Raw genomic sequence first — 21,918 nt, 5'->3', positions numbered from 1 at the left:
AGCCAGAAATATATGATTCCATATGGCCAGCTACTTAACCTATAAATACCAGGGTTGGCAAACTGAATGATCCACATTTTTTTCATAATGTGGATTCAGCAAGCGGTTAAATCGGATTTATTGTCTTTGCAGGAAAGAACTTTAAAACTGTTTACCGGTCAGAGGATGTGAAAAGAAATATCGCTGATATTGATACCATGTACCCTGACCACTACCAGGCAACAAGCCCGTCTGGTAACCAGGCAGGAGAAACAACGACAGAGGGGGGTTCGGTTGTTCCTCCGGAACAGGTGTCGCCTTTACTGGCATTGCCAAATGAGCTCCTGATTAAAATTTCCGACTACCTGTCTTTCGTTGATGTTAGCCACCTGGCTACAACCAGCAAGCGTTTGATTACACTTTTCAACACAGAAGAAAAACTGAAAAAACTGGCCCTTCAATATTATGGCTCTGCCTCTGATGTCTATAGAAAAATGATTGAAAACAGGGATATACCTGCTGTTCCGGGCAATGAAATTTATGACCCTTTATTACGGCTTGCTTATCATCGATACGTAAGCAATAAATACCTGGCTTCTCTGGAAAGTAATACCCTGCAAACCGCCGTGGCGACGCTGAATGGGCATACCTCCGGGGTGATCTCAGTCACGTTATTGTCTGATGGGCGGTTGGCTTCCTGTGCTGGCCAGACCATAAAGGTGTGGGATCCAGGCAAACCCCACGGGCAGCAATGCGTCATGACGCTCCATGGGCATACCTCCCTGCTGAGCTCTGTCATAGCATTGGCCGATGGGCGGCTGGCTTCCTGCTCTGAAGACAAAACCGTAAAGGTGTGGGATCTGAGCAAACCCGACGACCAGCAATGCGTGGCGACGCTCAACGGGCATACCAGGGAGGTAGATTCAGTTACGCAATTGCCCGATGGGCGGCTGGTTTCCTGTTCTCATGATGGGACTATTAAGGTGTGGGACCTGAGCAAACCCAACGGCCAGGAATGTGTGACGACGCTGAATGGGCATACCAATTGGGTAACCTGTGTTACGACATTGCCCGATGGGCGCCTGGCTTCCTGCTCTCTTGACGAGACCATTAAGTTGTGGGACCTGGGCAAGCCCGCCGGTGAGGCATGTGTGGCAACGCTGAATGCGCTCCGCTGGATGTTCACAATCACGCCATTGCCCGATGGGCGGCTGGCTTTCTGTTCTCATGATGGGTCTATTAAGGTGAGGGACCTGAGCAAGCCCAACGGCCAGGAATGTGTGGTGACGCTGAATGGGCATACCGATTGGGTGAAGTCAATTGCGCTATTGCCCGATGGACGGCTGGCTTCCTGTGGTGATGATCAGACTATTAAGGTGTGGGATCTGAGCAAGCCCAACGGCCAGCAATGTGTGGCGACACTGAAAGAGCATACCAAAGACGTGTTCTTTGTTACGCCATTGCCCGGTGGGCGACTGGCTTCCTGCTCTCTTGACGAGACCATAAAGTTGTGGGACCTGGGCAAACCAGACGAGCTGCAATGCGTGGTAACGCTGAATGGGCAGCCGACTTCCTGCTCCCCCCCGCGAAAAAGAAGAAAAATCGTTTAATGATGTAAAAATTACCGGTGGTATCTGAAGTGAAAGTTGCCGCGCAATGGCCTGCCTTGAGTCCTGATCATGTTTCCGGGACCGGATTCCTGCATTCACTAATTTTTATTTATTGAGTGAACGACGTTTTTATCGTCGGGTAGGGAAGTGCATAGAGATTTACTCTTTATCGGGGCACAGTGATATAACCTGAATTCAGGCTGCTGATTTTTGCATTTCGAGAAAGAACTTTAGAGCTGTTCACCGGTCAGAAATGGTGTGAAAAGAAATATCGCTAATATTGATAATATTCCACCTAACCACTATCAGGGAAGCAACCCGTCTGATAACCAGTCAAGAGAAAAAACTACGAAGGGGATTTCGGTTGTTCCTCCGGAACAGGTGTCGCCTTTACTGGCATTGCCAAATGAGCTCCTGATTAAAATTTCCGACTACCTGTCTTTCGTTGATGTTAGCCACCTGGCTACAACCAGCAAGCGTTTGATTACACTTTTCAACACAGAAGAAAAACTGAAAAAACTGGCCCTTCAATATTATGGCTCTGACCTTGAAGCCTATAGAAACCTGATTGAAGACAGGGATGTACATATACCTGCTGTTCCGAACAATGAAATTTATGACCCGGTATTACGGCTTGCTTATCATCGATGCTTAAGCAATCAATACCTGGCTTCTCTGGAAAATAATACCTGGCAAGCCTGGGTGGCGACGAAAAGGCATACTGTCGGGGTGAACTCAGTCACACCATTGGCCGATGGGCAACGGGCTTCCTGCCTACGGCTTGCTGATCATCGAAACGCAAGTAATAAATACCTGAAGTCTCTGGGAATTCATACCCAAAAAACCTGCGTGGCGACACTTAAGGGGCACACTGACAGGGTGAGCTCAGTCACGGCATTGGCTGATGGGCGGCTGGTTTCCTGCTCTTTTGACAAGACCCTGAAGGTGTGGGATCTGAAGCTACCCGACGGGCAGCAATGCGTGGCAACGCTCCATGGACATAATGGCAGGGTGAACTCAGTCACAACATTGCACGACGGTCGGCTTGTTTCCTGCTCTGATGACAAGACCCTGAAGGTGTGGGATCTGAACCAGCCCGACGGGCTGCAATGCGTGGCGACGCTGAATGGGCATACTGGCAGGGTGAAATCAATCACGACACTGGCCGATGGGCGATTGGCTTCCTGTGCTACTGACAGGAGCGTAAAGATCTGGGATCTGAACAAGCCCGACGGGCAACAATGCATGGCGACGCTGGAAAGTCATAAGTCATGGGTGTACTCAGTGACGCAATTGCCTGATGGGCTGCTGGTTTCCTCCTCTGAGGACAATACCGTAAAGGTGTGGGATCTGAGCAATTTCCGGGGGCCTCCATGCGTGGCAACGTTGAATGGGCATACTAACAGGGTGAATTCAGTCGCGCCACTGGCCGGTAAGCAGCTGGTTTCCTGCTCTTCTGACCAGACCGTCAAGGTATGGGATCTGAGCAATCTTTACGGGCAGCCCTGCGTGGCGACGCTGCGTGAGCATACCGGTGTGGTGGACTCAGTCACGTTATTGCCCGATGGGCGGCTGGCTTCCTGCTCTTTTGACAATACCGTAAAGGTATGGGATCTGAGCTTGCCCGTCGGAGAGCCGTGCGTGGCGACGCTGCATGGACATACCGACTGGGTGGTCTTTGTTACGTCATTGCCCGGTGGGCGGCTGGCTTCCTGCTCTGCTGACAATACCGTAAAGGTATGGGATCTGAGAGAGTCCAACGGGTAGTACATGGTTTCAATGAGTTTGACGGGTTGTCGTGCCTCCGCACTCCGTTCGTCCTGAGCCTGTCGAAGGACCCATAGGGCCTAAAGGCGGAAACTCCAGTCTCTGATAGATCGTGCCAAGCACCCTTCGACTCCGCTCAGGGTGAACGGAGATTGTACACGTCAAACTCATTGAAACCATGTAATAGGGTAGCCATGCGTGGCGGCGTAGAATGTGCACACCGACAGGATGAACAAAGTCATGGATGGCTGCCTCCTTGTTCCTCCTCATACAAAGAAGAACAATCGTTTAATGATGTAAAAAATAGCAGTGGTATCTTAATGAAAGTTGCCACGCAATGGCCTGCCTTAGACCCTTATTTTGTCTTCAGGACCGGATTCATGCGCTCATTAATTCATTTATTTATTAACGACTTTTTTATAGTCGGGTCAGGAGGTGAATAGGGCTTTACTCTTTATCAGGGCGGAGTGATATAACCTGAATTCAAGCAGACTGATTATTATATTTTCAGGAAGAGAACTTTAGAGCTATTAACTGGTCAGAGACTGCATGGCTAATAATATCGCTGATAATGCTAACGGCTCTTCCCCTCATTATCCCCGGGAAACATATCCATCGGGCAACCAGACAGGGAAAAAAACCACTGCAGGGATTTCGGTTGTTCATCCGGAACAGGTGTCGTCTTTAATGGTATTGCCAAATGAACTCCTGGTTAAAATTTCTAACAACCTGTCTTTCGTTGATGTTAGAAGCCTGGCTTTAACAAATAAGCGTTTAATGACACTGTTCAACACAGAAGAAAAACTGAAAAAACTGGCCATTCGATATTATGACTCTGCCTTTGAAGCCTATAGAAAAATAATTAAAAACAGGGATGTACCCGCTGTTCCTGGCAATAAAATTCATGACCGTTTATTACGGCTTGCCTATTATCGATTCGTAAGCAATCAATACTTTGCTGACCTGGGAAGCAAAGCCTGGAGAACCTGTGTGGCAGTTCTGAGAGGGCATAAATGGGGTGTGAACTCAGTTACGGCGTTGGCCAATGGTTTGCTGGCTTCCGGTGCTGATGACCGGGCCGTGAAGTTGTGGGATCTGGGTAGGTCTGGTCGGCGGAAATGCGTGGTGACGCTAATTGGGCATACTGAAAGGGTGAACTCAGTCACGTTATTACCTGATGGACGGCTGGCTTCCTGTTCTGATGACGGGACTGTAAAAGTGTGGGATCTAAGCAAGCCAGACGGCCAGCAATGTGTGGCGACGCTGTATGGGCATAGCGGCTGGGTGCAGTCAGTCACGGTATTGCCTGATGGGCGGCTGGCTTCCTGCTCTGTTGATCAAACCATAAAGGTGTGGGATCTCGGCCAGCGATGCGTGACGACGCTGTATGGGCATACCGGCTGGGTGGAGTCAGTCACGGTATTGCCCGGTGGGCGGCTGGCTTCCTGCGCTCATGACGGGACCGTTAAGGTGTGGGATCTGGGCAAGCCCGACGGCCAGCAATGCGTGGCGACGTTGAGAGGGCATGCTGGTTGGGTGGTGTCAGTCACGGTATTGGCCGATGGGCGGCTAGCCTCCTGTTCATCTTTTGACAATACCGTAAAGGTGTGGGATCTGGGCAAGCCCGACGGCCAGCAATGCGTGGCGACGCTGAATGGGCATACCGGCATAGTGTTGTCAGTCACGCAATTGCCCGATGGGCGTCTGGCTTCCTGCTCGGGTCCTGGTGATCTGAGCGTAAGAGTGTGGGATCTGAGCAAGCCCGACGGTCAGCAATGCGTGGCAATACTGAAGGGGCATAGCGCTTGTGTGAAATCCGTCACAGCATTGCCTGATGGGGGGCTGGCTTCCTGTTCTCTTGACCAGACCATAAGGGTGTGGCGTCTGAACAAACCCGAAGAGAAGCGACGGAGGGTGACACCCCATGGAAAACACAACCGGTTGAAATCAGCCCAGACCGGTGGGCGGCTGGATTCCTGCTCACCTCCCACGAAAAAGAAGAGAATTCGTTGATTGTTAATGTAAAAACAAGCTGTCGTATATTAGCAATCTGACAAACTGAGCCCGCAACGAAATGTCAACAGGCTCTTGATGCCTTATCAGTACTCGACCCGGTAGCTCAGGTTATAGACTCGACCTTCAGCCTTGTGTGCACTGATACCGCTATAGGTTGTCCTGGCCCACTGGCTGTATACGGTCTCGTAGTCCTTATTCAACAGGTTGGTTATTCCTGCTTTAAGGGTGCCCATGGGAAGGTCGTAGGAAACCAGAAGGTCAACGGTTGTGTATCCATCAACTTCAAGGTCTGTCACTGTAGAGCCGTTAACTTTTTTCCCCTTGTCATAATCCAGGAAGGTCATGGATTGCAGACGGACATTAAGATCTCCCTGATCATAAGCGACAAACGTTGTAAATTTCTCCGGTGAGACATCCGCTGCTTGGAGGTCCAGCCACTCCCCTATTTCCTTGTAATAGCTGCGTCCTTCAGTAAAGGCGTAAGTACCCCCGACGTACCAGTAATCATTCAGGAAATATTCAATAGCCCCCTCAATGCCGTAGACTTTTCTTTTTTGATCCAGCAGGTCTACATTGTAGTCTTCATTGAAGGCAATGGTTTTGTCCGATTCATTGTAGAAGACGGAGACATTGGCAATGATATTGTCAAAGTTACCCCGCCATCCAAGCTCGTAACTATCTGTCTTGATGGCATCGAGGTTTGCTTCAGAAATATTGGTTCGCGGGAGCGGCAGGCTATTAGGAAGACGACTAACCGGGGAGACCGTATCACGCAGAATTCTCGACGCATCGGGCACGTCAAAACCCTGAGAGTAATTAGCGAACAGCTCATTACTTTGATTCAGATGGAAGACGAAGCCAAGATTAAACAGCGTATCGTCGTATTTTCTAACGGCACCTTCCAGTGGAGTTTTTGTTATCCCTAATTGTGGTGCAATCCAAGTTTCAGCGAGAGGCATATGATCACTGATATCCAGCCTTGCACGCTCATACCTGATACCGCCATTCAGCGTCAGCTGTGAGGTTAAATCATAGGAGGTTTGCAAATAAAGCCCAAGGGTTTTGGTTTCAACATCAGGACCATATTCATACTCTGGGCCTGTGGGCTCAATAACTCTGCCACCACTGGCTATATATTTTGCTAAATCATGCAGCTGCCCTCTTTGCTCGCCATCGTCCACATCATAATCAAGGCCGTAGGAAAGCTTGAGCTGATTATTCAGCGAACGGTCAAGGTTCAGTTTTACTCCAAAAACCTCAGCGGTAGACGTCGATTGGTTTATAAATGTACCAACTCCTCGAATGACGTTGGGATAGGGAAAGAATCGGGCTTCACGCTCACGATAGTAGGTCTGTGCCTGAAGGTTATTGCCCAGAAAATCGTCGTCTTTATAAACAAGGTCAATAGACTGTCGCTGACTGTAAGGCTGTTTTTCCAGCTCAAGTCCTTTCAGGGCTGCGGGTGAGTCGGCAATATTGCCACCAGGTACGGATGAAATATCGGGTGCATAATCAGAATCCATCTGGTCATCAAAGAATTGCAGCGTTGCCTCCAGTCGCTGCTGGTCGGTCAGGTCATACCCAAGTTTAATCAGCGCATCTTTGCTATCGGTATCCATGCGGCTGACCTGGGATGGATCAGGGTTAACCCGGTTACCGTCTGCATCAAAAATACCGCCACGACTTTCATAGGTGCCACTGAACAGATAGTCAAAGGCACCGGAGCGGCCACTGATATTCTGGTTAAGTGTCCAGGTGGTCAGTTCATCACCGGATACTTTGAATCCTGCTTCCGAAGCAAACTGCAACTCATCGGTTTCAGGCTTACGGGTAATGACATTGATAATCCCGCCAGTAGCGCCACCACCATAAATTGCACTGGCACCGGAGATAATCTCGATACGTTCAATATTTTCTGGCCGGATAGAGTTCAGTTGTCGGCTGATCTGACGGTTCTCCGTTTGAGCAATGCCATCGATCAGGACCAATACTTTCCGGCCACGGAGGCTCTGGGTTCTGTCTGTCACCGTTTGCGTGCTGGGTCCAAACCCGGGAACAGCCTGTTCAAGAATATCCGCCAGCTTCTGTCCCGGCTGGGACTGCTGAATAATCTCCTGCTGGCCGATTACCTGAACCGTGCCAGAAATATTGGAAACGCTGGATTCTGACCGGGAGGCGGTAACCACTATCTGGTCCAGGGTGGTCACCGCTGTCTCTGAAGCTGCTGTCGCCTGAGCGGCGGTAACCAGAGAAATCGCCGCCATGAGTGGCAGAGGTATTTTTTTACTCTTCATTTTTCGACTTTTCCATGAGTAATGATTGTCATTCTTATTAAGTCCTTGTAGTTATGCAGGACCTGCTTCCTGCAGGCCTCTTTACTTCTTTTATTAAATTAACGACGCTGGATGTATTTTCCGCTGAGCAGCAGAAGGATGAAGTAAATACCACCGGCACCGGAAACAAAAAGGCCTGAGGGTATTTCAAAGGGAGCGATAACGGTTCGTGATAACCAGTCACTGCTGACCAGTAACAATGCCCCGGTAATGGCTGCTGCCGGAATAAGATGACGGTGACTGGACATACCGGTCACTCTGCAGATATGGGGAGCCATCAGTCCGACAAAGGAAACCCCGCCTACCGCCGCCACACTGACTGCACTGAGCAAAGCGACGATTACCAGCAGCAGCGCAATAGTGACGGATACACGGATACCGAGCAGCGTGGGCAGATAGGCACCAAGCTGAAGAATATCGAGCCTATGCCACATCATCCACAAAATGGGAAGCAGGATTATAACGGCTGAAAACAGGGGATAAGTGCGCGCATCAGTCACGGCATAGGTGCTGCCGGACAGCCAGATCAGCACTTCACTGGACTGGTTGCTGCCCAGAACCAGCACCATACTGATCAGGGTGGCGGCAACCGCCGAAAGGCACAGACCGCCCAGGGCAAATAATAGGGGATTGAAACCGGTCAGACGGCTCAGGGTCAGCAACAGGATCAACGCAAAACCACTGCCGGATATGGCTAACAGCATCAAACCAAAACTGTCTATTCCCGGGTAGAGAACGGCACCCAAAACAATAAATAAAACAGCGGTTGTCGTTAATCCCGATACGTCCGGGCTGGTCAGTGGGTTTCGGGTTAATGTTTGTAACACGAGACCGGAAACCCCAAGTGCCGCACCCGCAAACGCAGCGCTCATGACCCTGGGCCAGCGCAGATGCATAAATGACATCTCTATCTGGCTGAACAGGCTCAATCCCATCAATATCAGACCCAGTAAGGACAGAACTGCCAGAGTGCGGTTCGGGTTCATAGAGAACAGTGCACGTATACCCGTTTCTCCCGGCGTTGTCCCCAGTGCACCGACCCGGTTTCTCCGCGTCAGTAGAAAGATCATAAACGGGGCTCCAACAATGGTGGTCATGACGCCAGCGGGAAAGCTGTAATGGGAGTCCGAGACCATTATCGGGATCAATCGTGCGGCAATATCAGCACTGAGCAGCAACAATGCCCCCACCACCGAAGCCAGCAGCAGTCGCGACCATACCGACTGACAGCCCAGGCCCCGGGCAATATGAGGCGCAATCAGGCCAACAAAACTGATCATCCCCACCTGACTGACGACGGTAGAAGACAGGATCACGGCAATCAGCAACGAAAAGCCAACGGTATGTCGTACATTTACCCCAAGGGTTTGGGCCTGTTCTGCCCCCAGGGCAATCAGGTCAAGTTGCCGGGCAAAGAATAACGCGATAAGGGTGAACAGCAGGATTATTGGCCAGCTGTGCTGAACCGCCTGAAAATCGAACTGGGAGAGATTACCGGCCCCCCAGGTATACAACCCATCCAGGCGGTTTTCGAAAAACATCAGCATGCCAGCACTGATAGCACCAAAAGAGAGGGTGATTGCCATCCCCACCAGCACCAGGTTAACCGGCGAATGGCTGATGGCACTGGCCAGACGGAAGACCAGTAATGTGGTGATTATTGCGCCGGTAAATGCCACCACGACCGGGTATTGCCCGGTAATATCCGGCAGCAATACCGATCCCATCACAATCGCGACCATGGCCCCGGCATTAACGCCCAGGGTTGCAGGGCTGGCAAAGGGATTCCTGGTTGCTCCCTGAATCAGTACCCCGGCCGCGCCCAGGGCTGCACCACAGAGTAAAGCCATCAGGGTTCTGGGCAGTAACAACCAGGTAACAATGGTTGCATTGAGGGGCTGATGCTCGCGGATACTTCCGCCCGGTACGGACGATGGAAAAAATGGCATATCAACCAGCAAACTGGCGTCAATGCCTGATGGGCCGGTCATTAAAGAGATTGTCACGGCCAGCACATACAGTAGAAATACTGACAGAGAGACCGTGGTTGCTTTAAAGGGTACGGAGTAATTCATCATGCCTCCGGTGCCAGTTGTGACACGATTGCCGTTGCCATACGGGTTGCGGACAACGGTCCTCCGAAGGACCACAGTGCCGGCAAATAGTGAACCCGCCCTTCCCTGACCGCAGGGATAGCCTGCCATACCGGAGATCGAGTCATGGCCGGAAGGTCATCAGGCTGACTACCGATAATAAGCAGGCTGGCATCACCAATGGTGGTCAGCTTTAACAGGTCAACATGGGTAAAGTCCCGCCCGGGCAGAGCGCTGTGCCAGCTATTCACCAGACCCAGCTCATTAACGATGGCCCCCGCCATGGACTCATCGGCATAGACCCTGAGCCCAAGCCCCATTCCCACAAATTTACCAACGACCACTGACTGTCCAGTCATACCGGCTTGTTGGATATGACGCCGTGCCTGACCCATTAACTGCTCCATTTCCCGCAGCTTTTCCTCCGCCAGAGTCGTCTGATCGATCAGCCGAGCGACAGAGCGAAAGACACTCTGCATCCTGTGGTAGTAGTTTGAAGGGGTGTCTGTTGTGGGATACTGGGTAAACAGCACCGTGGGTGCAATGGCTTCCAGCTCTGAAATAATTCGATTGTGTCGCCATTGGTAGCCCAGTATTAAATCCGGCTTGAGCGCCGCAATGGCCTCAAGTGATGGTTCGGATCTTAAGCCCAGCTCCCGAACCCCGTCTGGCATTATCGGACTATTGGATTGCCACTCCTTATAACCTTTGATTGACGTGACACCCGCAGGTGTAATGCCCAGAGTCAGCAACATTTCTGCCTGGGTCCAATTAAGGGCAGCAATCTTATCGGGTATTTTTTTGCCTGAATCGAAAGATGATGCCCCGGCTGACTGGGCAGCAGTGGCGAGTAGCAGCAGTAAGGTAAAAGCAGCGTGAAGCCTGGCATTGAAAGATACTGACATTCAGGCAACTTCCTTGTCTGATACACTCGGCAACGGCTCTGGTGAACTGTTCGCTGATGGCAAAAACAGGTAGTGATCATAACCTTCTGGCTGAACTCTGGTGGTTTTAACACCAAACACATCAGCAATAACGTCCGTGTCGATTACTCGGTCCGCCCTGCCCTGTCGTACCAGATCTCCCTGGTTCATCAACACCACATCATCACTGAACTGCAGCGCCTGATTAAGGTCGTGAAGAACCCAGGCGACTGTCGTATTTTGCTCACGGTTCAACGTCCGTACGATATTGAGCAGCTGGAGTTGATGGGCAATATCAAGCCATGAGGTGGGCTCATCCAGCAATAAAATTCCGGTCTCCTGGGCCAGTACCATCGCCAGCCATACCCGCTGCATTTCTCCCCCGGACAGGTGATCAACTCGTGCCTTCGCGAAGCCCACCATATCCACCCGAGCCAGCGCTGTGTTGATTGCCCGGCGATCACAGGATTTCATCCGGCCAAAGGGCCCTGCATGGGGGTAACGACCACAGGCGACCAGTTCAGAAACTGACATTCCCAGGGGCACGGGTGAGTGCTGAGGTAACAGTGCCAGCTTCCGGGCCAGCGCTTTTCTGTGCCACTGCATCAGCGGTTTTCCAGCAAGTAACGCTGCTCCGCTATCCGGCGTGATCAAACCGGAAAGCATCTTTAACAGCGTGCTTTTGCCCGAACCATTCGGTCCGAGAATGGCGGTTATTCGTCCGGGAGCCAACTCAAGGCTGATCGGCTTGATCACCTGCTTGCCATTAACACGGTAACTTGCCTGATTAAGGCAGAGTGTATGATTAGACATCCATTTTTCTTTTTTTGATGAACTGTGTCGTTTGTCTCAGACTGATCCGTTTTATGCTGGTTTATTGGCCAGTTTTTGAGATGGTTGCGAATGATATTGATTATCGTTTAGTCATTCAAGTGATTTTCTTTTTATCCTGTATTTGAGTCATTGCCCAATCCCTTGCTTCACTCCAATCCAGGCACGCCTTCATGGGAAACGGCATGGCACTTTGCATATTTTTACTGACTACACGGTCACCCTCTTGTTCCGAGCCAACCAGTCTGGCGACACCGGAACAATATAAGCCCAGCAACTGCCGTTTCTCCTTAAACCAGAGCCCAAGCAGTTTGCGAGCTATGGGAGAAAACTCACTGTTAGGCTGCGCATGTATCACCATGCTGAAGGGCTCTTTTCTGTCCAGAAGCCCGGATAACTCATGTAACCAATCCTGTGCATCCTGATCCGTTGCCGGAGCATTAAAGCGGATGGTAACCATTGGCCAACCCATCATTTGAATCGCAGACATAATGACTTCCCGTGTTTATGATCAACCCATAAAAAAGTGATCATCAGTGATACGCTGGCAACCAGCACCCCGACCAACTCCTGCTGCCAGCCATTACTGTTCATCGTGCCAGCCAGCAATGCTCCCAGCGTATAGCCAATGGTATGGATCATAGTGAGCATGCCGGTAAGAGCACCCTGCTGACTGCTGGCCTGAGCAGATGCCAATGCCGTATAGGCGGGTGTTAATAAAGCAACCGAAGCGGCGCTGATGGTCAGTCCGCTGGCCAGCCAGAACAGGTGCTCACCGGTCACCATGAACATACTGCCGATCAGCAACAACACACTCCCACACTTCAATGCCATAACCAGATTTCGCTGAACCCACCGGGCAGCGACCAGATGGGCAATAATGGTCGACAGTGCTGCCAGCATCATCAGGATTGACAGTAATCGGGTGGTGGTGACTCCGTCATGAACAATAAGATGAAGTCGGGGACCGGCCAGGTATTGCAGAAAACCAAACAACGTGGTGACTGAGCACGCCAGTAACAGCAACGGCCAGGTCTCTGTCATTAATCCCAATAAGCGCACATTGCCATTACGGGCTGTTGACATCTTGTCATGCCTGACTGATACAACGGGTAAAATGACCAGCATCGTGAGGAGAACCATGGCCAGCAGCGATACCACACCGGCAGGAAAAGCGCTTCCCCAACCGATAAATAAGGCTGGCACCAGGGGGCCGGACAGCCGACCCACATTAATACTTGCCGTGATGCGACTGAGCATTCTGGCTCGATTTGATTGGTCACTGTCATCAATAGCCCATGCCTGAACCGCCGGGTACAAGCCAGATGCAAGCAGCCCATAGACGATGCGGGCAGAGAACATTAAGAAAATTGCCTGCTGTTGATTCAGCACACCAGACACCACTCCCTGAATAGACAGGGTCAGCATCAAAAAGCTCAGGGCTATGCCGACAGTACCCGAGATGATTACAGGTATACGACCATATATGTCTGATATCCGTCCCCAGATGGGGGCCGATACGATAAACAATCCGGTACCAAGAGCAACCATGACACTGAGCACACCATAGCCAATTCCGGTTTCTTCCAGAATGGCTGGCAGGCTGATCAGCAGCGTTGTCTGGCCAGTTCCCAGCAGGAATACCGCGATCAAACGACAAAAGTTATTCCGGGCAGGTTGTTGTCCGAAAGAGCATTGCCCGGAATGGGTGTCTGTTGAAACGTGATATAACGCATTTTCCGGCATGTTCAATTCTCAATGCTGCACATTTATATTATTCAATTTGTTGCAAATGATAATTGTTATCATATAGGATAGCAACCCAATCCAGGATGGGGTCGATTTTAAAAAGTGAAAATAACAGACCGTTGAAAAAGAAAATGGGTTGGTGAATAAGTTAAGAATTGATGACCAACCCGTATTAAAACTTTTAATAACTAACTCTCAACAACGTTGTTGATGAGAGCGTAATTCGTTGAACCATAAAAACTGAAATAATAATGATGTCCTCAGATTCAATACTGAAATCGTCGGCTGATAAAATAATGTCCGGCATATACCCCGATAGCCTGAATGCTCAACGGCGAAGTGATGCGGCTATTGTCAGAAACCAGGCTGAAGTGCTGAGCGCTAACTGTTTTTTTAATGCGCTCCTGCGGGAATGGCAAGGCTGGACATTACATCAAGTTAATGAGTTTAAAGTGATAGAGCGTTATCGATCACAATTGAACTCTGCCACCGGGAAGAACATTGATCATGTGATCAATATCCCTGTTCATGATGTATCGCTATTGGTATTTATCAGTCACTTTTCAATAACCGGGCGTCACCAGTTTTTAATGCCCGTCATTTTATCGAGCCCGGCAAAAGCAACGGCTACTCCCATCACTTTTATGGAGGCCGTTCAGTTGCTGGTAACCGGGGATATTCTCTGGCAGACCGATCCACAGAGCCGGAGAAACTTCCTGGAACGGGTTCATCACAGTGTTAACAATATTGAAACCAATCTGAGAGCCCGTCAGCCATCATTAGACGACATTTTTAACGGTCCCGGGGATTTTCAGACTTCAGAACAGTCACTGCTGACAGGGCACTCTGTCCATCCCTGCCCGAAAAGTTATGCTCAATTCAGTCGGGATGATGCCGCCCGGTATATGCCTGAGTTTGGTAGCAGCTTCCAGCTCCACTGGTTTGCCATAGACTCCGACCTGCTCGATGCCGACAGCGTTCATACACTGTCGTTCAATGAACTGACCAGACAACTGGCAGAAGAAGACCAGAACTTTCCAGCTGCATTACTCCATGCAACCCCGGAGCATCAAACGCTCTTGCCTGCCCATCCATGGCAGGCTGAACAGTGGCTGAAAAGTAACTATATACGTCAGTTGATTCAGGAAAAAAAACTGGTTGATTATGGATTAAAGGGCAGTGACTGGAGAGCAACATCATCCGTGCGTTCCCTGCATGCCAGCCACGCATCTTTCATGTTGAAGTATTCACTCAGCGTAAAACTGACCAACTCTGTGCGCCACCTGTTGCCTAAAGAGGTGATTCGCGGCAAAGAGATCCATCAGGTGAAATATCATACGTCCATTGGCACGGAAATGAAGCAGCGCTACCCGGACTTTGAGGTGATCACCGAGCCTGCCCATGGGGCGATCAGGGGACCGGATGGGCAGATATTGCCAGAGACCATGATGGTTCTGCGGGAAAATCCATTCAATAACGTTCAAACATTGAGGTCAACCGAGTTACTGGCCAGCCTGACCCAGGATAATCCTGACGGTGCATCAAGGCTGGTTTCACTGATCCGGAAACTGGCTGACAAAGAGCAGCTTCCACCAGAAAGAATAGCTGTTCGCTGGTTTAACCAATACCTGTCAACCGTCGTAGAACCGCTAATGATTGGACAGTCAGACTTTGGTCTTTTATTTGGTGCCCATCAGCAGAACCTGTTGATCACTCTGAAACAGGGTTATCCCCGGAAAGTCTATTTCCGTGATTGCCAGGGAACGGGCTACAGCCATACCGCCCGTGAACTTCTGGCGGAGACGATCTCAGAAGAAACCAGGCAGCAGGAGCATCATGTGGATGGTGAACTGGGCAACTGGTTGTTTACCTATTATCTGATTATCAATTCCACCTTTGGTGTCATCAGTGCCCTTGGGGCTGGGCAAGTCACTTCAGAATCTTCACTGCTGATGGCTCTGAGGGAGTTTCTGGTGAAGCTCAGAGCGTCTGATCCCAGAGATACAGGTTGTCTGGACTACATTCTCAACAGTCCTGAACTCTGGTCAAAGGGCAACTTTTATTGCTCTTACTGCGATATGAATGAGAACACCCTGGAGAATCCTCTGGCAGTGTATCACCCGCTAGCTAACCCACTCGTCGGGTTGTCACAGGACGAACTTCTATCTTAATTGCCAAAAATCCAAAACAGGGACAGCAATGACAACAACAATGAAACTTCCGGGAAAAACACTGCCGGGTATTCTGCATCCGGAGATAACACTGAAGCCTCTCAGCGCCAACACACTGTTGATCAATGATGCTACCACTTCACTGCATTTGAGCATGTCTGGCACCGACAGGCTGGTTATTTCTCCGGCCAATAGCTCCGACCTGCAGGACAGGATTCCCGATCATCTCATGGCGGCAGGCCTGGATTATCTGTATGCAAACCATCCAACGCTGGAACAAATTCACTTGTCTCCCCTGATATCTGAACAGCTGGAGTCAGGGTCATGGCGACATGATATTGATCAAACCTCCGGGGAGAGCATCAACGTCAGAACCGGCTTTTACCAGAATCGTACGCTTTGGCATTGGCAAAACAACAATGTACTGACGCCAGAAATCTGGACGGAAAACAGCAATGGCATTTCCCACCCGCTGCGACCGTTACAACCTTCCGGTGTCGTTTATCATCGTTATGATTATCAGAATGATCTCACTATTTCGTTCCGCTCCATTGATCCGGAGGAAGACCTGGCCACTTTTCATCAGTGGATGAATCAGCCGCGAGTTGCTGAGTTCTGGGAACTGGCAAAGAGCAGGGAAGAGCTGCGCAACTACCTGCAAACGCTGCTCAAAGACAGAAAAACCTGGCCCCTGTTAGGCAGTATTAACGGTGAACCTTTTGGTTACTTTGAGCTTTACTGGGCGATGGAAGATCGCATTGCTCCCTATTATGACTGCCAGCCATGGGACCGTGGTTTTCATCTTCTGGTGGGAAACCCGGACTTCCTGGGAAAACGGTTTTCCAATAGCTGGACCAAATCCATAACCCACTTCCTCTATCTGGACGATCCGAGAACCGGCCGATTGGTTGGCGAGCCAAGGGCCGACAATCGGCGTTTATTGAAGTTGCTGGCACCTGCCGGCTGGTCGTTTGTCAAAACGTTTGATTTCCCCCATAAACGGGCAGCTCTGGTAAACGGTTATCGACGTACATTTTTCAGGGAGGTACAGCTATGAATCAGGCGGTCACACAGTCTCTACTAAAGAGTCTACGGAAGAGTCCACTGAAGACCAAACCCTCCTCTTTCTGGTTACAGGCTAACCAACGTTTGCTGGCCAAAAGTCTCAGTGAACTGAGCTGGGAAGAAGCAATTTCACCACTGGAGCTTGATAACGGTGATTTCACCCTGGAGCTGCAAAGTGGCACCAGCTATCAGTTTGCAGCCTGGCGAACCGTCTGGGATCAATTGATCATTGACCCGGCCTCCATTATTCGTACCGGACCTGATGGTCAGTGCTCCTCATTTCCCGATGTCAGTCAGTTATTTATTGATGCCCGGACAGAGCTTCATCTCACGTCGGTAATATTGGCAAATTTTCTGGAAGAGCTGGCCAACACCCTGATGGCCGAAGTTCGGGTACAGCAGAACTACCATCAAAAAACTGCCGCTGAGTTGATTGACCTGACCGATGATGAACTCCAATGTTATCTGGATGGTCACCCGAAAGTGACCGTCAGCAAAGGCCGTATCGGTTGGGGGGGCAATGACTATGAGGCCTATGCCACCGAATTTCTGCCGGATATTCAACTGGAATGGCTGGCCGTCAGCCGAAACCATTGTCAGCTATCTAAAATAGACGACCTTTCTGAGCAGGCGTTATTGTCTGCAGTGCTTGATACGGAGGCTCAGGCTAAGCTTTTAGACGTCTTTCATGGAATGAATTTAACAGCAGAAGCGTATTTCCTACTGCCGGTTCACCCATGGCAGTGGCAGAACAAGCTGGTGAATTTATTTGCTGGTGAGATTGCCGCGGGTCGTATCGTTCATCTGGGGGCTTTTGGTGATCCCATGTTGCCGCAACAGTCTCTGCGTACGCTATCAAACCGGCAGAGACCCAAACAGTTGAACATTAAGCTGCCGCTCTCGATTTTAAACACCTCCTGCTATCGGGGTATTCCCGGTCAATACATCAAGGCCGGGCCGATGATATCCAGGTGGCTGGCCAATATTGTGAATACTGACCCAACGCTGGCAAACCGGGGCGTCATCATCCTTGAAGAGCCCGCAGGTGCCTTCTACCCCAACCCGATATTTACCCAGGTTGAGGATGCTCCCTATCGTTATCATGAGATGCTGGGCTGCATCTGGCGACAGAGTGTACACGACAAAATCAAGACATCTGAACGTGCTGTCCTGATCTCCACCCTGTTTCAACGGGATGGTTTCAATGAACCGCTCATCCATGAGTACATTCACCGTTCAGGGCTGTCAGCCAGACAATGGTTGACCCGACTGTTCAATTCGGTGGTCATCCCACTCTACCATTTGCTCTGTAAATACGGTGTTGGCCTGGTGGCCCATGGCCAGAATGTCACGGTGGTGCTTGAGCATCATCAGCCTGTCCGTGTTGCTCTTAAAGATTTTCAGGGGGACTTGCGTCTTATTGATCAGGACTTTCCTGAGCTGGAAAGCCTGAGTGACTATGCCCGCTCAGTGACTACGAGACTGCCCGCTGAATACCTTATCCATGACTTGCAGACGGGGCACTTTGTCAGCGTTCTGCGCTTTATTTCCGCTTGTCTGGCAGAAAAAGGCCTGGCGGAAAAAGGGTTTTCGGAGGTGGACTTTTACGGACTCCTTGGTAAACAACTGCAGTTGTATATGAAAGCACATCCGGAACTGAACGGGCGCTTTAAACTGTTTGACCTGTTCCAACCGGAAATGGCCCGTGTTTGCCTGAACAGAGTCCGATTCAAACTGGGTTATGGTGACGCCAGTGAACGTCCACTGCCGGAACTGGGTACACCGCTTAACAACCCATTAGCAACGACATTCAGGGAAGTGCCATGAGATTGCAAAAAATCACGGATTGCGAAACCGATATTCTGGAACTGGCAGGACTGGGTGCCGGGCCATTCAATTTGAGCCTGGCTGCCCTGCTGGATAGTCAGCCCACCATTTCAACCCGGTTTTTTGACAAAAAAGCAACCTTTGGCTGGCATCCGGGTTTAATGCTTCCAGGGGCTCATATGCAAACTTCCTGCCTGAAAGACCTGGTTACCGCTGTTCAGCCCACAAGCCCATGGTCGTTTATTTCATTTCTGGTCAATAAAGGGCGTTTTTACTCATTTCTCTCCACCGAAAAAATGGTCATCAGTCGTACAGAGTTTGTTGAATACCTGAGCTGGGTGGCAACTAACCTGGGTTCGGTCACGTTTGATACTGAAATTCGGGAAGTCAGCTTTACCGATCATCACTTTGTGCTGAAGTCTGACCATCAATCCTTTAAAGCCAGAAATCTCTGTCTGGGCACCGGCAAATCACCCTATACCCCGCAGTGTACCCGGCGATGGCTCGGCCCGCACTGCTTCCATGCCGGTAGCCTGATGACTCAGGATGTAGATTTAGCCAATAAACGGGTGGCGGTTATTGGCGGCGGACAGACCGGGGCCGAAGTCTTCCTGAACTGTCTGCGAGGCCAGTGGGGAAAGGTTACTCAGGTGAACTGGGTATCCCGGCGAGCGGGTTTTGAACCTCTGGATGAAAGCCCCTTTACCAATGAGTATTTCACCCCGGGCTATGTGAGCCAGTTTCTGTCACTGCCCAGTGATAAAAAACAGCACATCGTCAATTATCAAAAGCTGGCAAGTGATGGAATTACCCCGGCCTATCTGCTGGAACTCTACCGGGAGCTTTATGACCGAACCTATCTTGGCAACGGTGATGTGAGCTGGCAATTGCTGCCGGATCGAACGTTAGCGGATATGTCCTTAACGTCCACAGGCTATTATGATCTGCGTTTATTCAATGCATTGTCAGAATGTGATGAACGGCTGGGCGCTGACGTGGTTATTCTATGTACTGGCTTTCAGAATGCACTGCCCGAGTATCTGGAGCCGATTCGGGAACGGTTAACGCTGGATCAGCAAAATCGATTCAAGCTATCCCCAAGTTTTAAAGTGGCCTGGGATGGCCCGGAAGACCGACGGATTTATGCGGTGAATGCCGGTTTACACAGTCACGGCATTGTTGAGCCGCAGTTGAGCCTCACGGCCTGGCGCTCAGCAACCATCATCAATGACTTGATGAACGACGATGTATTTCCGGTCAATCACCCCCCCGGTTTTATCCACTGGCAGAGTAATACGGATTTTCTGACCAATGGCAAAGGAGAAAATGGGTAGTTTTTTTTCACCAACCTCTATCTATAAGGTTGGTGGAATAGTCCTTTAAATTCAGATTAAAGAAAGGCATGCAATCTGATGTAAGAGGCTGTCTGAGAATGGACTGCTCTATCGGGCAGCTGCTGCTACATTACATACGGTGGCTATTCTTGGTCAACCTCCCGCTCGATCCGCCAAAAAGACAGGATTTTCCGGTCGCCATCCATAGAGCTGATCTGTATGGAGTGACCGCAAGGACTGAATTTGAAGCTGTCAATGCAACCCTCCGCTTGCAGGCGGCCCTTTTCCTGCCAGACACCCTTTGGGGTTATGCCCAGTACAACCAGGCAAGATTTGTCGTTAACATCAAGGCCGGCAAAAAGGGACCCACCGTGATTAAAATCCGGTTCACAGAGTCGTAAATCAGAGTCCGGGGTTTGCCGGACCCATTCACCGTATTTCTTTTGCACCTGGATATCCAGCCTCCCCCGATCGTCAGTACAAATAATCGAGTGTCCGTCCGGGCTGAGCTTCTGGGCAGTAGGAACAGCGGAGTTTGCAGACCTGCGAGGATATCCCCTGTCACAAATATAAGTAAACATGTGCTGGCAGTGCCACATTCCGGCCCCGTCCAATTGCCAGACCATTGCAGATCCCTCCTGAAACAGCACAAATACCGAGGAGTCCACATTGAATGTCACCATTGAATTAGGCAAAACCCTCCCGGACTTCTGGAAATAGTCATGATCTTTTATTTCCGCTACCCAACCGTTGTTATCCGTTAAATGCCAGATATCAAAATTATCTTCGCTATGAACAACCAGATACTGACTATCGGGACTGAAGGTTACTTCCAGTGATATACATAGGACGGGGTGGGGCTGATGTTTAGTGATTCTTATGGTTTCAGACCATCGACCGTTATCACCAAGACTAAAAACAACCACGAAGAAATCCTCTACATGTATTTCCATGTCGTCGGAATCTTCCCCGGCATAATTGAAACATGCCGCAAAATGTTGACTGTCCGGACTGAATGCAATTGTGTCAAAACCTCCTATATCATCAATATCTATTCCTGTTTTTGTCAGAGCCGTTGTATACATGTTAAATTTCAGTATCCCGTTGGCTAGCCAGCGGCCATCCTTTTGTTTGCCAAAGAATCCGATACATTCTTCAAGATCGATGGCAATATGATTGCTGTCCGGGCTGAAAATACTGTAACCCCGGGGGCAATCACCTTTGGTTGCCCATTGACCATTCAATTCCCGACTTAAAATCATGCTATGCGTGGTGTATGCAGAATAAATCAGAGATTTGCCATCGGGTGAAACCTCAAAAGATAAAGAGTTAACATCAATACTTTGTTCATTACCAACATGGGGAAAAAGCTCAGCGACAGTCATTTGCTGTGTTTCAGTCCATAAGCCTTTCCCATCCCGCTGAATAATCGACAGTAAAGCGTCTTTAGCGCCATAGGTTTTAAAAGCAGGTCTATCAGAGGGGGGAGGATCAACAGAGATAAAAACAGTATTGTCATGGTATTGATCAATGCTATTAAAACAATCGAAGAAACAGCGCCCCTCAATAGTGAATTCCCTGTTCCAGCAGCCATTACTTCCCGCCGTCCAGATAGAACTCTGAGAGCCGTGACGATCATTAATGAGCAGCCGACTGTGATTCTCATTGAGAAAGTAATCAATGATGTTATCTTCCCTGCCAAACGAGTTTTGCAGCACAAATTTAAGTGAGGTGGCATTAATGGTTTCATTGCGTAAATGATCAGCGTGATATGCACAGATTGCCGGAAAATTTTCAGTACAATACGATTGCCCGGCAATGACTTGTATTTTTGATGTCCGCAGATGATGAATCAGTGGTTGATTGGTAATACTCAGACTCCGGTAAAACAGCTGTTCATTCTTACTCAGATTCCCGTAGCACCGAACAACTTCAAATAATCCATATTCATTCAGGACAGTGTGCATTCTTCTGGAAACAAGTGCCAAATTACACGCGTCCTTAAGGGGTAAATAACCGGTAATTTTCAACAATAATTCCACCGGTAGCGAGGTAATACTCCACCTGTGAAAATGAGCTGATTGTTCAGGAATAACCGGATTCGTTTCACTCAGACAAGGTTCATCTGGTTTTTCCTGTGCAGGAGGCAATGGCAAGATAAACTCTCTCATCAGATCACTCCGGAAAAATCTGATTAAGAGGTTAGTCCAGAGATGGCAT

Annotated in this window: 14 protein-coding genes; 7 read left to right on the top strand and 7 right to left on the bottom strand. The window is 49.8% G+C overall.

Annotation, left to right across the window (positions count from 1 at the left end; all coding sequences use genetic code 11):
- Positions 1-167: 167 nt before the first annotated feature.
- From CX664_RS03450 to CX664_RS03440, 3 genes are all read left to right on the top strand, one after another.
- Entirely contained in the window at positions 168-1,589 is a 1,422-nt protein-coding gene (locus CX664_RS03450; RefSeq protein ID WP_101745380.1) for an F-box/WD repeat-containing protein, read from the top strand.
- Positions 1,590-1,847: 258 nt separating this feature from the next.
- Positions 1,848-3,356, top strand: coding sequence for an F-box/WD repeat-containing protein (locus tag CX664_RS03445; RefSeq protein WP_101745379.1), 1,509 nt, complete (start codon positions 1,848-1,850; stop codon positions 3,354-3,356).
- Positions 3,357-3,905: 549 nt separating this feature from the next.
- Positions 3,906-5,369, top strand: a complete 1,464-nt coding sequence (locus CX664_RS03440; protein WP_101745378.1) for an F-box/WD repeat-containing protein — start codon at positions 3,906-3,908, stop codon at positions 5,367-5,369.
- A gap of 86 nt (positions 5,370-5,455) precedes the next feature.
- Here CX664_RS03440 and CX664_RS03435 read toward each other — a convergent pair whose 3' ends face one another.
- The 6 genes from CX664_RS03435 to CX664_RS03410 all read right to left on the bottom strand — a co-directional run bounded on the left by CX664_RS03435 (position 5,456) and on the right by CX664_RS03410 (position 13,298).
- Positions 5,456-7,666: a TonB-dependent receptor gene (locus CX664_RS03435; protein WP_101745377.1), complete on the bottom strand. Its 2,211-nt coding sequence runs from the start codon at positions 7,664-7,666 to the stop codon at positions 5,456-5,458.
- Between the two features lie 98 nt (positions 7,667-7,764).
- Entirely contained in the window at positions 7,765-9,783 is a 2,019-nt protein-coding gene (locus tag CX664_RS03430) for an iron ABC transporter permease (RefSeq protein ID WP_180966360.1), read from the bottom strand.
- Entirely contained in the window at positions 9,780-10,703 is a 924-nt protein-coding gene (locus CX664_RS03425) for an iron-siderophore ABC transporter substrate-binding protein (RefSeq protein ID WP_101745375.1), read from the bottom strand. The genes CX664_RS03430 and CX664_RS03425 overlap by 4 nt, the downstream gene beginning before the upstream one ends.
- Entirely contained in the window at positions 10,704-11,534 is an 831-nt protein-coding gene (locus CX664_RS03420; protein WP_101745374.1) for an ABC transporter ATP-binding protein, read from the bottom strand. It abuts the gene before it with no gap.
- 115 nt (positions 11,535-11,649) lie between these two features.
- A complete protein-coding gene (locus CX664_RS03415) occupies positions 11,650-12,042 on the bottom strand; it encodes a hypothetical protein (RefSeq protein WP_145999793.1) in 393 nt (130 codons plus the stop codon).
- A complete protein-coding gene (locus CX664_RS03410; protein WP_101745372.1) occupies positions 12,024-13,298 on the bottom strand; it encodes an MFS transporter in 1,275 nt (424 codons plus the stop codon). Before CX664_RS03410 ends, CX664_RS03415 begins: the two co-directional genes overlap by 19 nt.
- A 254-nt stretch (positions 13,299-13,552) precedes the next feature.
- Here CX664_RS03410 and CX664_RS03405 point away from each other — a divergent pair, with 254 nt between their 5' ends.
- Genes CX664_RS03405 through CX664_RS03390 form a run of 4 tightly spaced genes read left to right on the top strand, consistent with a single transcriptional unit; the run spans position 13,553 to position 19,698 of the window.
- The gene (locus CX664_RS03405) at positions 13,553-15,472 is read left to right on the top strand and encodes an IucA/IucC family protein (protein WP_101745371.1); all 1,920 of its coding nucleotides are present in this window, start codon (positions 13,553-13,555) and stop codon (positions 15,470-15,472) included.
- A 28-nt stretch (positions 15,473-15,500) separates the two neighbouring features.
- Positions 15,501-16,529: a GNAT family N-acetyltransferase gene (locus CX664_RS03400; RefSeq protein ID WP_101745370.1), complete on the top strand. Its 1,029-nt coding sequence runs from the start codon at positions 15,501-15,503 to the stop codon at positions 16,527-16,529.
- Positions 16,526-18,364, top strand: a complete 1,839-nt coding sequence (locus CX664_RS03395) for an IucA/IucC family protein (RefSeq protein ID WP_101745369.1) — start codon at positions 16,526-16,528, stop codon at positions 18,362-18,364. Before CX664_RS03400 ends, CX664_RS03395 begins: the two co-directional genes overlap by 4 nt.
- Positions 18,361-19,698: a lysine N(6)-hydroxylase/L-ornithine N(5)-oxygenase family protein gene (locus CX664_RS03390; protein WP_101745368.1), complete on the top strand. Its 1,338-nt coding sequence runs from the start codon at positions 18,361-18,363 to the stop codon at positions 19,696-19,698. Before CX664_RS03395 ends, CX664_RS03390 begins: the two co-directional genes overlap by 4 nt.
- 143 nt (positions 19,699-19,841) lie before the next feature.
- Here the strand turns inward: CX664_RS03390 and CX664_RS03385 are convergent, their stop codons facing one another.
- A complete protein-coding gene (locus CX664_RS03385) occupies positions 19,842-21,869 on the bottom strand; it encodes an F-box/WD repeat-containing protein (protein WP_101745367.1) in 2,028 nt (675 codons plus the stop codon).
- Positions 21,870-21,918 lie beyond the last annotated feature (49 nt).

Origin of the sequence: Endozoicomonas acroporae (assembly GCF_002864045.1) — a bacterium.
In the GTDB taxonomy this organism is placed as follows: Bacteria; Pseudomonadota; Gammaproteobacteria; order Pseudomonadales; family Endozoicomonadaceae; genus Endozoicomonas; species Endozoicomonas acroporae.
Note: the sequence above shows the minus strand (reverse complement) of the source record. Positions and strands in the feature narration are given on the sequence as shown.

Bases quoted from the DNA above. Each gene is read 5' to 3' on its own strand.
- CX664_RS03440 (WP_101745378.1), top strand. From the start codon at position 3,906: ATGGCTAATAATATCGCTGATAATGCTAACGGCTCTTCCCCTCATTAT.
- CX664_RS03405 (WP_101745371.1), top strand. From the start codon at position 13,553: ATGATGTCCTCAGATTCAATACTGAAATCGTCGGCTGATAAAATAATG.
- CX664_RS03410 (WP_101745372.1), bottom strand. From the start codon at position 13,298: ATGCCGGAAAATGCGTTATATCACGTTTCAACAGACACCCATTCCGGG.
- CX664_RS03420 (WP_101745374.1), bottom strand. From the start codon at position 11,534: ATGTCTAATCATACACTCTGCCTTAATCAGGCAAGTTACCGTGTTAAT.
- CX664_RS03385 (WP_101745367.1), bottom strand. From the start codon at position 21,869: ATGAGAGAGTTTATCTTGCCATTGCCTCCTGCACAGGAAAAACCAGAT.
- CX664_RS03415 (WP_145999793.1), bottom strand. From the start codon at position 12,042: ATGTCTGCGATTCAAATGATGGGTTGGCCAATGGTTACCATCCGCTTT.
- CX664_RS03400 (WP_101745370.1), top strand. From the start codon at position 15,501: ATGACAACAACAATGAAACTTCCGGGAAAAACACTGCCGGGTATTCTG.
- CX664_RS03430 (WP_180966360.1), bottom strand. From the start codon at position 9,783: ATGATGAATTACTCCGTACCCTTTAAAGCAACCACGGTCTCTCTGTCA.
- CX664_RS03390 (WP_101745368.1), top strand. From the start codon at position 18,361: ATGAGATTGCAAAAAATCACGGATTGCGAAACCGATATTCTGGAACTG.
- CX664_RS03435 (WP_101745377.1), bottom strand. From the start codon at position 7,666: ATGAAGAGTAAAAAAATACCTCTGCCACTCATGGCGGCGATTTCTCTG.
- CX664_RS03425 (WP_101745375.1), bottom strand. From the start codon at position 10,703: ATGTCAGTATCTTTCAATGCCAGGCTTCACGCTGCTTTTACCTTACTG.
- CX664_RS03395 (WP_101745369.1), top strand. From the start codon at position 16,526: ATGAATCAGGCGGTCACACAGTCTCTACTAAAGAGTCTACGGAAGAGT.